Here is a 12,352-nt window from a genome sequence, read left to right on the forward strand (position 1 = left end):
GCTCGATTTCTGCCACACCCTAAAACCCACGCCAAACACACCCCGCCATTGCGCAACCTCATTCCATACGCTGTGGCTTCAAGGGTATGGCGGTAGAAGTACGTCGCCCGTGAGACCGAGCGCCGCCCGCGCGGCGCATCGCGAGCTGCGCTCGCTCCTACGGTTGTTTCGGGCCAGTTATTTCTGGGGGATTTGCGCGCGTACGCCTTGGCGCATGTCGCGATATTGCGTCGTACAAACAAGGCGGTCGCCTTGGTGCGCGTTTACATACTGCAAATTTCTATCGAATCGACTTCTGCATGGGCTGGCTACGCTAATCGAGCACATACTCGCCCAAGGATGAACGCAATGCCCAACCCTCATGGCTGCAGGCTTCGCCGCGCAAGATGCTCAGTACCAGGCAGGCTCTACATGCTGACTACCGTCACTCACCTACGCAGGCCTTTGTTTCAGGACCTTCGCTTTGCAAGACTGGTCATTCAGAACCTCCGTTACGCGGAAGAACAACACCATTGCCGATCACTGACCTGGGTCGTAATGCCAGACCATGTGCACTGGCTGATTGAGTTGAAAGAAGTGACGCTTGGCACATTGATGCAACGTTTCAAATGCCAGTCCAGCAATGCGCTGCACAAGGCCGGAGCGAAGGGGAAGCCGGTGTGGCAGGCAGGTTATTACGACCGGACCTTGCGCAAGGACGAGGATGTTTTCAAGGTCGCGAGATATATCGTTGCCAATCCGGTAAGGGCAGGATTGGTGGCCACGGTTGGTGATTATCCACATTGGGATGCGGTGTGGCTTTAAGGGTATGGCGGTAGAGATGCCTGACCCGGGCGGCGCTCGATCTCACTGGCGACACAACCCTTACAGCAAACACTCCCCCACCACCCCACTACCCCACCAATAAAAAACGCAAAAAAAAGGGCGACCCGAGGGTCGCCCTTTTTACCGATCAAACAGAACTCAGTTCTGCTTGGCCATTGCTTCGCGCAGCAGCGCAGCCATGGTGGTGTCGGCAGCAGCTTCCGGAGCGTTTTTCAGGCTCTGGATAGCTTCGCGCTCTTCAGCGTCGTCTTTCGATTTGATCGACAGGCTGATAACGCGGGACTTGCGGTCAACGCTGATGATCTTGGCTTCGATCTCTTCGCCTTCCTTCAGAACGTTACGCGCGTCTTCGACGCGGTCACGGCTGATTTCGGAAGCTTTCAGAGTAGCTTCGATGTCGTCGGCCAGGGTGACGATGGCGCCTTTGGCGTCAACTTCTTTCACGATGCCCTTGACGATAGCGCCCTTGTCATTGACAGCAACGAAGTTGGAGAACGGATCGTCTTCCAGCTGCTTGATGCCCAGGGAGATGCGCTCGCGCTCTGGGTCGACCGACAGGATGACGGTTTCCAGCTCGTCGCCCTTCTTGAAACGACGTACGGCTTCTTCGCCGGTTTCGTTCCAGGAGATGTCGGACAGGTGAACCAGGCCGTCGATGCCGCCGTCCAGGCCGATGAAGATACCGAAGTCGGTGATCGACTTGATGGTACCGGTGATCTTGTCACCCTTGTTGAACTGGCCGGAGAAGTCTTCCCATGGGTTGGACTTGCACTGCTTGATGCCCAGGGAGATACGACGACGCTCTTCGTCGATGTCCAGAACCATGACTTCCACTTCGTCGCCAACCTGAACGACTTTCGACGGGTGGATGTTCTTGTTGGTCCAGTCCATTTCGGAAACGTGTACCAGACCTTCAACGCCTTCTTCCAGCTCAGCGAAGCAGCCGTAGTCGGTCAGGTTGGTAACGCGAGCCTGTACGCGAGTACCTTCTGGGTAACGGGCAGTGATAGCTACCCACGGATCTTCGCCCATCTGCTTCAGACCCAGCGAAACGCGGTTGCGCTCGCGATCGAACTTCAGAACGCGTACGTCGACTTCGTCGCCAACGTTAACGATTTCCGATGGGTGCTTGATGCGCTTCCAGGCCATGTCGGTGATGTGCAGCAGGCCGTCGATACCGCCCAGGTCCACGAATGCGCCGTAGTCGGTGAGGTTCTTGACGATACCTTTGACTTGCTGGCCTTCCTGCAGGGTTTCCAGCAGGGCTTCGCGCTCGGCGGAGTTCTCGGCTTCCAGCACGCTGCGACGGGAAACGACAACGTTGTTGCGCTTCTGGTCCAGCTTGATGACCTTGAATTCCAGCTCTTTGCCTTCCAGGTGGGTGGTGTCGCGCACTGGGCGGACATCAACCAGGGAGCCCGGCAGGAACGCACGGATGCCGTTAACGTCGACAGTGAAGCCGCCCTTAACCTTACCGTTGATAACGCCCTTGACCACTTCTTCGGCGGCGAAAGCTGCTTCCAGAACAATCCAGCACTCGGCGCGCTTGGCTTTTTCACGGGACAGTTTGGTTTCGCCAAAGCCGTCTTCGACCGCGTCCAGCGCAACGTGAACTTCGTCACCGACCTTGATGGTCAGTTCGCCAGCTTCGTTGTAGAACTGCTCGAGCGGGATGACACCCTCGGACTTCAGGCCAGCGTGTACGGTAACCCAGTCGCCGTCGATGTCGACAACGATACCGGTGATGATGGCACCCGGCTGAAGATTGAGGGTTTTCAGGCTTTCTTCAAAGAGTTCTGCAAAGCTTTCGCTCATTTTAATTCCTGTAGATTCGGGCGAAACAAACGCCCCTCGCCACATTCCAGACAATGTGGGTCTGTTTTAAGTAAAGGAGGGCCGGCAAGACGTTGACTGGTGAACCTGCCTGCTCTCCTGGTGATCAGAGAAGGTCGCGCTGGGCGATCTCGCTCCTGATACGTTGCAACACCTGCTCGATGGACAACTCGGTAGAGTCCAACTGAATGGCATCTGCCGCTGGCTTCAGCGGGGCCACTGCACGTTGGGTGTCACGCTCATCACGCGCACGAATCTCATCCAGCAGACTCGACAGACTAACATCTTCACCCTTGCCCTTCAACTGCAGGTAGCGCCGACGTGCGCGCTCCTCCGCACTGGCGGTGAGGAAGACCTTCAACGGCGCGTCCGGAAACACCACGGTACCCATGTCGCGACCGTCGGCGATCAGCCCAGGCGTTTCCCGGAATTCGCGCTGGCGAACCAGCAGCGCATCACGCACGGCCGGCAGCGAAGCCACCAATGATGCACCGGCACCGACGGTTTCGGTACGGATAACGTTGCTGACGTCCTCGCCTTCCAGGATGATCTGTTGCAGCTTACCGGGCTCGGCAGCGACGAACTGCACATCCAGATGGGCGGCAAGCCTGGTCAGCAGCTCTTCGTTGGTCAGGTCGACGCCATGGTTGCTGGCGTTGAACGCCAGCAACCGGTACAGCGCGCCGGAGTCCAGCAGCTTCCAGCCCAACTCACGGGCCAGCAGGCCGGCGACCGTGCCTTTGCCCGAGCCGCTCGGCCCGTCAATGGTGATGACCGGTGCCTGCGAATTCACGACTTGCCCTCTTCCGCCACGCGGATGCCGACTTCGGCGCACAGTGCCAGGAAGTTCGGGAACGAGGTGGCGACGTTGGCACAGTCATGGATGCGAATCGGCGCGCTGGCGCGCAGCGAGGCCACGCTGAAGGCCATGGCGATACGGTGGTCACCGTGACCATGCACTTCGCCGCCACCCAACTGGCCGCCGTCGATGATGATGCCGTCCGGGGTCGGCTCGCACTTGATACCCAGGGTGATCAGGCCATCGGCCATGACCTGGATGCGGTCGGATTCCTTCACCCGCAGCTCTTCGGCGCCACGCAGCACGGTACGCCCTTCGGCGCAGGCAGCGGCCACGAACAGTACCGGGAATTCATCGATGGCCAGCGGCACCAGCTCTTCCGGGATATCGATACCTTTCAGCTTGGCACCGCGCACGCGCAGGTCAGCCACCGGCTCGCCACCGACTTCACGCTGGTTTTCCAGGGTGATGTCGCCGCCCATCAGGCGCAGGATGTCGATCACGCCGGTACGGGTCGGGTTGATGCCGACATGCTCCAGCACCAGCTCGGAGCCTTCGGCGATGGACGCGGCCACCAGGAAGAACGCTGCCGAAGAAATGTCGGCCGGCACTTCGATGCGGGTCGCGGTCAGCTTGCCGCCAGATTGCAGCGACGCTACCGGGCCATTGCTCTCGACCGGGTAACCGAAGCCGCGCAGCATGCGCTCGGTATGGTCACGGGTCGGCGCCGGCTCGGTCACGGTGGTCTTGCCTTCGGCATACAGGCCGGCCAGCAACAGGCACGACTTGACCTGGGCGCTAGCCATCGGCAGCGTGTAGGTCAGCCCCTTGAGCTTGTGGCCACCGCGAATGGTCAATGGCGGGCGGCCTTCCGGGCCGGTCTCGACCACCGCGCCCATTTCGCGCAGCGGGTTGGCCACGCGGTTCATCGGCCGCTTGGACAGCGAGGCGTCACCGGTCATGGTCACGTCGAACGGCTGGCCGGCCAGCAGGCCCGACAACAGGCGCATCGAGGTACCGGAGTTGCCGACGTACAGCGGCCCGGGTGGCGGCTTGAGGCCGTGCAGGCCAACGCCATGAATGGTCACGCGGCCGTGGTTGGGGCCTTCGATGACCACACCCATGTCACGGAAGGCCTGCAGGGTCGCCAGCGCGTCCTCACCTTCGAGGAAACCTTCGACCTCGGTAGTGCCTTCGGCCAGCGAGCCGAGCATGATCGAGCGGTGGGAAATCGACTTGTCGCCCGGTACACGGATCCGCCCGTTCAGGCGGCCACCCGGCTGGGCCAGGAAAATCAGATCGTTGGCGTTCATAGCGTCCACATAGGCCCGACGGGCCAGGATTTTACTGAAATGCTCGCGGGCAACCCGTGCGCGGGTGAACACACCCAGCAGCTGGTGCCCGTCCCCTTCAGCGATCGCGTCGCGCAGGGCGTCGAGATCGCTGCGATATGTATCAAGTGTGCGCAGGACAGCGTCGCGGTTGGCGAGGAAGATGTCGTGCCACATGGTCGGGTCGCTGCCGGCGATTCTTGTGAAATCGCGGAAGCCTCCCGCAGCGTACCGGAAGATCTCGAGGTTTTCATTGCGCTTGGCCAACGAATCGACCAAGCCGAAGGCCAGCAAGTGCGGCAGGTGGCTGGTGGCGGCCAGCACTTCGTCATGGCGCTCGACCGACATGTGCTCCACATCGGCGTCCAGCGCTCGCCACAGGCGGTCGACCAGGGCCATTGCGGCAGGGTCGGTTTCGGCCAGCGGCGTAAGGATGACCTTGTGCCGACGGAACAAGGCGGCGTTTGAAGCCTCTACTCCGCTCTGCTCGGAGCCGGCGATGGGGTGGCCGGGAACGAAGCGCGGCAGGCGTTCGCCGAAGACCGAACGCGCCTCACGGACGACGTTGCCTTTGGCACTGCCGACGTCGGTGATGATGGCGGCACCCAAGTCGAGCGCGGCCAGGCACGCAAGCACCTTTTCCATGGCCAGGATCGGCACGGCCAGCTGGATGACATCGGCCCCCACGCACGCGGCCGCGAGGTCTTCTTCGCAGCGGTCGACCACGCCCAGGGCCACGGCCTGCTTGCGCGAGGGGGCGTCCAGGTCGACACCGACCACTTCACGGCACAGGCCGCTTTCACGCAGGCCCTTGGCGAAGGAGCCACCGATCAGGCCGAGGCCGACCACGACCAGGCGGTTGATGATGGGTGTGGGTTTGGTTTTTGCTGCTTTTACCACTGGTGCGAACCCTGTTCAGAAATCTAGACAGCCGTAAGGGCCTCGGAGCCGCAGTGCGGCCCCGAGGCCTTGTATCAAAGCACTGCCTTCGGATAAGAGCCCAGCACCTTCAGCGCCACAGCCTCCTGGCTGATCTGCTCGAGCACTGCCTTGATCAGCGGGTCGCGGTGGTGGCCAACGAAGTCGATGAAGAACACGTAAGTCCACTTGCCGCTGCGCGACGGGCGGGTCTCGATGCGGGTCAGGTCGATGCCATTCTGGTGGAACGGTACCAGCAGCTCGTGCAGGGCACCGGGCTTGTTGCTCATCGAAACGATGATCGAGGTCTTGTCATCGCCGGTCGGCGGCACTTCCTGGTTGCCGATCATCAGGAAGCGCGTGGAGTTGTCCGGGCGATCCTCGATCTTTTCAGCCAGGCGGGTCAACCCGTACAGGTTAGCCGCCATATCGCCGGCGATCGCTGCGGAATTCCACTCACCCTTGACCCGCTTGGCCGCTTCGGCGTTGCTCGAAACGGCCACGCGCTCAACGTTCGGGTAGTGCGCATCCAGCCACTTGCGGCACTGGGCCAGCGACTGGGCGTGGGAGTAGATGCGGGTGATGCTGTCGGTCTTGGTGCTCTCGCCCACCAGCAGGTGATGGTGGATACGCAGCTCGACTTCGCCGCAGATGACCATGTCGTGCTCGAGGAAGCTGTCCAGGGTGTGGCTTACCGCGCCTTCGGTGGAGTTTTCCACCGGCACCACGCCGAAGTTGACGGCACCGGCCGCCACTTCGCGGAACACTTCGTCGATGGCCGCCATCGGCCGGCTGATCACCGCGTGGCCGAAGTGCTTCATGGCCGCGGCCTGGGTGAAGGTACCCTCAGGGCCGAGGTAGGCGATTTTCAGCGGCTCTTCCAGGGCCAGGCACGACGACATGATCTCGCGGAACAGCCGCGCCATCTCTTCGTTGCCCAACGGCCCCTTGTTGCGCTCCATCACGCGCTTGAGCACCGCAGCTTCACGCTCGGGGCGGTAGAACACCGGCTTCTCGCCTTCTTTCAGCGAGGCCGTCTTGACCCGGGCGACTTCTTCGGCGCAGCGGGCGCGGTCGCTGATCAGCTCGAGGATTTTCTCGTCGAGGCTGTCGATGCGTACGCGCAGCGCCTTGAGTTCCTGTTCGGACATCAGCCGTGCTCCTTCTCGAATTCAGCCATGTAGCCTACCAGCGCTTCAACCGCTTCCAGGCCCAGAGCGTTGTAGATAGAGGCGCGCATACCGCCCACCGACCGGTGCCCCTTGAGGTTGAGCAGGCCACGGGCGTCGGCGCCGGCGAGGAAGGCCTTGTCCAGGCGCTCGTCCGCCAGGCGGAACGGCACGTTCATCCACGAACGGGCGTTGACGCTGATCGGGTTGGAGTAGAACTCGCTGCTGTCGATGAAGCCGTACAGGCGGTCTTTCTTGGCGCGGTTGCGCTGCTCCATGGCAGCGACGCCACCCTGCTCTTTCAGCCACTCGAAGACCAGGCCCGAGAGGTACCAGGAGTAGGTGGCCGGAGTGTTGTACATCGAGCCGTTGTCAGCCGAAACCTTGTAGTCGAGCATGGTCGGGCAGCTGCTGCGGGCATGCCCAAGCAGGTCTTCACGCACAATCACCACCACCAGGCCACTTGGGCCGATATTCTTCTGCGCGCCGGCGTAGATCAGGCCGAACTGCGACACGTCGATCGGGCGCGAGAGGATGTCAGACGACATGTCGACCACCAGCGGAACGTCACCGGTCTGTGGCACCCAGTCGAACTGCAGACCACCGATGGTCTCGTTGGACGCGTAGTGCACATAGGCGGCACCCTTGGTCAGGTTCCATTCGTTCTGGCCCGGAATGGCCAGGTAGTCGTAGGGCTTGGCGCTGGCAGCGACGTTGACGTTGCCGAAGCGGCGCGCTTCCTCGATGGCCTTTTTCGACCAGATGCCGGTCTCGATGTAGTCGGCGGTGCCGTTTTCCGGCAGCAGGTTCAGCGGGATTTCGGCGAACTGCTGGCTGGCACCGCCCTGCAGGAAGAGCACCTTGTAGTTGGAGGGGACGGACAGCAGGTCACGCAGGTCCTGCTCGGCCTTTTCGGCGATGGCCACGTAATCGTCGCTGCGATGGCTCATTTCCATCACCGACAAGCCCTTGCCGTTCCAGTCCAGCATTTCAGCCTGGGCGCGCTGCAATACAGCATCAGGAAGCGCGGCAGGGCCTGCGCAGAAGTTAAAGGCTCGTTTGCTCACATCCACTCTCGCTCTGCCAAATAGAACTTGTGGGAGCGGGTTCACCCGCGAACAAGGGCAGCCCTTGCCAAGCACCGCGGTGCCTTCTTCGCGGGTGAACCCGCTCCCACAGGGTTTTGCATTGCCCTCTGGGGCTTTGCCATCGCTAGTCAGTCAAACGGGGCGACCTTGGTCGCCCCGTTCGGGTTTTACGCTTGTTTACTCCTGCGGGGCCTCTTCGGCGCCTGCAGCTTCATCATTGTCTGGCGCTTCGGCCTCGACGCCCTCCTCGTCCGCCTCGATGACCTCATCGAGTTCGTCCTCGGACGGTTCCTGGATCCGCTCCAGGCCCACCAGCGTTTCGTCAGCGGCCAGCTTGATCAGGGTCACACCCTGGGTGTTACGGCTCAGGCTGGACACCTCGCCAACCCGGGTCCGCACCAGCGTGCCCTGGTCGGAGATCAGCATGATCTCTTCGCCTTCCTGCACCTGAATAGCACCGATCAGCAAGCCATTGCGCCCCTTGGTACCCATGGCGATCACGCCCTGGCCACCACGCCCACGACGCGGGAACTTGGACAGCGGGGTGCGCTTGCCAAAGCCACGCTCGGAGGCGGTGAGGATCTGCGAACCGGATTCCGGGATCAGCATCGAAATGATCTGCTGGCCTTTGCCCAGCTTCATGCCGCGCACACCACGGGCATTACGGCCCATTTCGCGCACCACGCTCTCGGCGAAGCGGATGACCTTGCCGGCGTCGGAGAACATCATGACTTCCTTGGCGCCGTCGGTGATGGCTGCGGCGATCAGGGTATCGCCTTCCTTCAGCTTCAAGGCGATCAGGCCATTGGAGCGCGGACGGGCAAACTGCACCAGCGGGGTCTTCTTGACGGTACCCGAAGCGGTTGCCATGAAGATATACGCGCCAGTCGGCTCTGCCACCCATTCCGGGGTATCGCCGTCTTCTTCGTCGACTTCTTCCGCCTCTACCAGCTCACCTTCGAGCACGGTGTCATCGGCGTCTTCCAGTTCTTCGTCCAGGTCGGCGTTCTGCTGCAAGGCTTCGAGGTCGATCTGCAGCATGGCGGTGATGCGTTCACCTTCTTCCAGCGGCAGCAGGTTGACCAGCGGGCGACCACGCGCAGCGCGGGACGCTTCAGGGATTTCGTAGGTTTTCTTCCAGTACACCTTGCCCTTGCTGGAGAACAGCAGCAGCGTGGCATGGCTGTTGGCGACCAGCAGGTGCTCGATGTAGTCCTCGTCCTTCACGCCAGTCGCCGACTTGCCTTTGCCGCCACGGCGCTGGGCCTGGTAAGCGGACAACGGCTGGGTCTTGGCGTAACCGCCGTGGGAGATGGTCACCACACGCTCTTCTTCCGGGATCATGTCGCCGTAGTTGAGGTCGTGGCTGGCATTGAGGATTTCGGTGCGGCGGGCATCGCCGTACTCGGCACGAATGGCTTCCAGCTCTTCGCGGATCACTTCCATCAGGCGCTCTGCGCTGCTGAGGATGCGGATCAGCTCACCGATCTGCTCGAGGATTTCCTGGTACTCGGCCAGCAGCTTCTCGTGCTCCAGGCCGGTCAGGCGGTGCAGGCGCAGGTCAAGGATGGCCTGGGCCTGTTCCGGCGACAGGAAGTACTTGCCTTCGTGCAGGCCGTACTGCTCCGGCAGGTCCTGAGGGCGGCAGGAGTCGGCACCGGCGCGCTCGACCATGACCTGCACCGCGCTGGATTCCCACGGCGTGGAAACCAGGGCTTCCTTGGCTTCGGACGGGGTTGGCGAGGCCTTGATCAGGGCAATGACCGGATCGATGTTGGACAGCGCGACTGCCTGGCCTTCAAGGATGTGGCCGCGTTCGCGGGCCTTGCGCAGCTCGAATACGGTGCGACGGGTCACCACTTCACGGCGGTGACGGACGAACGCTTCGAGCAGGTCCTTGAGGTTGAGCAGGCGCGGCCGGCCATCGACCAAGGCCACCACGTTGATACCGAACACGCTCTGCAGCTGGGTTTGCTGGTAGAGGTTATTGAGCACCACCTCCGGCACCTCGCCGCGACGCAGCTCGATGACGATGCGCATGCCGTCCTTGTCGGACTCGTCGCGCAGCTCGGTGATGCCTTCGATCTTCTTCTCTTTGACCAGCTCGGCGATCTTCTCGATCAGGCGGGCCTTGTTCAGCTGGTACGGCAGCTCGGTGATGACGATCTGCTGGCGGCCGCCGACCTTGTCGATGTCTTCGATCTCGGAGCGTGCGCGCATGTAGATGCGGCCGCGGCCGGTACGATAGGCCTCGATGATGCCCTGGCGGCCGTTGATGATGCCGGCAGTCGGGAAGTCTGGCCCAGGGATGAACTGCATCAGCTCATCGATGGTGACTTCCGGGTTGTCGATCAGCGCCAGGCAGCCATCGATGACTTCACCGAGGTTGTGCGGCGGAATGTTGGTTGCCATGCCCACGGCGATACCGCTGGAACCGTTGACCAGCAGGTTGGGGATGCGCGTCGGCATGACCGCCGGGATCTGCTCGGTGCCGTCGTAGTTGGGCACCCAGTCGACGGTTTCCTTGTGCAGGTCGGCCAACAGCTCGTGGGCCAGCTTGGTCATGCGCACTTCGGTGTATCGCATGGCCGCGGCGTTGTCGCCGTCCACCGAACCGAAGTTGCCCTGGCCGTCGACCAGCAGGTAACGCAGCGAGAACGGCTGGGCCATACGCACGATTGTGTCGTAGACCGCAGTGTCGCCGTGCGGGTGGTACTTACCGATCACGTCACCGACCACACGGGCGGATTTCTTGTACGGCTTGTTCCAGTCGTTGCCCAGTTCGCTCATCGCATAGAGAACGCGACGATGCACGGGCTTCAAGCCGTCACGCGCATCGGGCAGCGCTCGCCCGACAATCACGCTCATCGCGTAGTCGAGGTAAGACTGTCTCAGTTCGTCTTCGATATTGACCGGGAGGATTTCTTTGGCCAGTTCGCCCATGAGAAGCCTGATTCCTTTTTCTGGTGAAACTTCGCAGCTCCATCAAGGGCCGAACGAAGCTCGCCGCCGCAGCGCATAGGGTGCGACGACTTACGACAAATCAATGAGTTGTGCCATGGATCTGCGCAATGAAGGCCGCCGTGATGGGCGGTCTTGGAAACTGCCGGATGTTATCACAAAGGCGGGGGTGGTGGGGAGATGTGGCACGGGGGTGCTTGGCGTGAATATTGTGTCGCCTGCGAGACCGAGCGCCGCCCGCGCGGCGCTCGATCTAAAACGCGACAGACCTCTATCGCCTTACCCCTCAATGCAACCGCTTGCGGCACATCAACTGGGCCAGCTTGGCGGTATCCGGGCGTTCGACAATGCCGCGCTCGGTCACGATCACGTCGATCAGGTCGGCCGGGGTCACATCGAATACCGGGTTGAACACCTCGACATCGGGCGCCACCCGGGTACCGGCGTAATCCAGCAGCTCATCGGCCTCGCGCACTTCCAGCGGGATATCTTCGCCCGTGGCCAGGTTCAGGTCGATGCTGGTACTCGGCGCCACCACCATGAAGCGCACGCCATGGTGCATGGCGCTGACCGCCAGCTGATAGGTGCCGATCTTGCCGGCCATGTCACCATTGGCGGCAATGCAGTCCGCGCCCACCACCACCCAGGTGATGCCCTTGGTTTTCATCAGGTGAGCCAGCGCCGAATCGGCGCACAGGGTCACCGGAATGCCTTCGTTGGCCAGCTCCCAGGCAGTCAGGCGCGAGCCTTGCAGCCAGGGGCGGGTCTCGCCGGCATACACCCGCTCGACCATGCCCTCCAGGTAACCGGCGCGGATCACCCCCAGCGCCGTGCCAAAGCCACCACTGGCCAGCGCACCGGCATTGCCATAGGTGAGCAGCGTCTGGGCGTTGCCCTGGTGGCGGCGAATCAGCTCGATGCCGTGCTGGGCCATGGTCAGGTTGGCTTCACGGTCGCTTTCGTGGATGGCCACCGCTTCGGCTTCCAGCGCTGCCAGCACGTCTTCGTCCGGGCGCAGGCGCTGCAGGCGCTCGCGCATGCGGTTCAGCGCCCAGAACAGGTTGGCGGCAGTGGGGCGCGCCTCGGCCAAGCTGAGGAAGTCGTCTTCCAGGTCCATTTCCCAGTCGCCGCCTTCGGCCAGCCGCTCTTCCAGGGCCAGCACCAGGCCATAGGCTGCAGCAATACCGATCGCCGAGGCACCGCGCACGGCCATGTCGCGGATCGCTGCAGCGACCTGCGCGACATTGTCGCAGGCCAGCCAACGCTCCTCCGACGGCAACAGGCGCTGGTCGAGCAGGTGCAAGATGCCGCCCTGCCAGCGGATCCCGGTCACCTTCTCCGCCGCCAAAAGTCGCTCGCGCATCGCCTCTCCCCGTCGTTCGGATATCAAAAGCCGGCGATTATAGCGACCCTGGGGCCCGAGCGCTC

Annotated in this window: 8 protein-coding genes; 1 reads left to right on the forward strand and 7 read right to left on the reverse strand. The window is 62.2% G+C overall.

Going from position 1 to position 12,352, the window contains the following annotated elements:
* The first annotated feature begins 348 nt into the window (after positions 1-348).
* A complete protein-coding gene (locus DMX11_RS16920; RefSeq protein WP_110745547.1) occupies positions 349-804 on the forward strand; it encodes a transposase in 456 nt (151 codons plus the stop codon).
* Between the two features lie 159 nt (positions 805-963).
* On the opposite strand, the gene rpsA is transcribed toward DMX11_RS16920, so the two are convergent.
* The 7 genes from rpsA to mtnA all read right to left on the reverse strand — a co-directional run bounded on the left by rpsA (position 964) and on the right by mtnA (position 12,287).
* Positions 964-2,640 carry a 30S ribosomal protein S1 gene (gene rpsA / locus DMX11_RS16925; RefSeq protein WP_003252673.1) on the reverse strand — a complete coding sequence of 559 codons (1,677 nt, stop codon included), beginning with the start codon at positions 2,638-2,640 and terminating at the stop codon, positions 964-966.
* A gap of 124 nt (positions 2,641-2,764) precedes the next feature.
* Complete coding sequence (gene cmk / locus DMX11_RS16930) at positions 2,765-3,451, reverse strand: (d)CMP kinase (protein ID WP_110745548.1); 687 nt, start codon at positions 3,449-3,451, stop codon at positions 2,765-2,767.
* Positions 3,448-5,688, reverse strand: coding sequence for a bifunctional prephenate dehydrogenase/3-phosphoshikimate 1-carboxyvinyltransferase (locus DMX11_RS16935; protein WP_110745549.1), 2,241 nt, complete (start codon positions 5,686-5,688; stop codon positions 3,448-3,450). Before DMX11_RS16935 ends, cmk begins: the two co-directional genes overlap by 4 nt.
* A gap of 74 nt (positions 5,689-5,762) precedes the next feature.
* Positions 5,763-6,857, reverse strand: coding sequence for a prephenate dehydratase (pheA, locus tag DMX11_RS16940; protein WP_110745550.1), 1,095 nt, complete (start codon positions 6,855-6,857; stop codon positions 5,763-5,765).
* Positions 6,857-7,942: a 3-phosphoserine/phosphohydroxythreonine transaminase gene (gene serC / locus DMX11_RS16945; protein WP_110745625.1), complete on the reverse strand. Its 1,086-nt coding sequence runs from the start codon at positions 7,940-7,942 to the stop codon at positions 6,857-6,859. The genes pheA and serC overlap by 1 nt, the downstream gene beginning before the upstream one ends.
* A gap of 198 nt (positions 7,943-8,140) precedes the next feature.
* Positions 8,141-10,906, reverse strand: a complete 2,766-nt coding sequence (gene gyrA, locus DMX11_RS16950) for a DNA gyrase subunit A (protein WP_110745551.1) — start codon at positions 10,904-10,906, stop codon at positions 8,141-8,143.
* Between the two features lie 304 nt (positions 10,907-11,210).
* A complete protein-coding gene (mtnA, locus tag DMX11_RS16955) occupies positions 11,211-12,287 on the reverse strand; it encodes an S-methyl-5-thioribose-1-phosphate isomerase (RefSeq protein WP_110745552.1) in 1,077 nt (358 codons plus the stop codon).
* Between the last annotated feature and the right edge of the window lie 65 nt (positions 12,288-12,352).

It is taken from the genome of Pseudomonas sp. LB-090624 (assembly GCF_003205205.1).
In the GTDB taxonomy this organism is placed as follows: domain Bacteria; phylum Pseudomonadota; class Gammaproteobacteria; order Pseudomonadales; family Pseudomonadaceae; genus Aquipseudomonas.

Bases quoted from the DNA above. Each gene is read 5' to 3' on its own strand.
- DMX11_RS16920 (WP_110745547.1), top strand. From the start codon at position 349: ATGCCCAACCCTCATGGCTGCAGGCTTCGCCGCGCAAGATGCTCAGTA.
- rpsA (WP_003252673.1), bottom strand. From the start codon at position 2,640: ATGAGCGAAAGCTTTGCAGAACTCTTTGAAGAAAGCCTGAAAACCCTC.
- pheA (WP_110745550.1), bottom strand. From the start codon at position 6,857: ATGTCCGAACAGGAACTCAAGGCGCTGCGCGTACGCATCGACAGCCTC.
- gyrA (WP_110745551.1), bottom strand. From the start codon at position 10,906: ATGGGCGAACTGGCCAAAGAAATCCTCCCGGTCAATATCGAAGACGAA.
- mtnA (WP_110745552.1), bottom strand. From the start codon at position 12,287: ATGCGCGAGCGACTTTTGGCGGCGGAGAAGGTGACCGGGATCCGCTGG.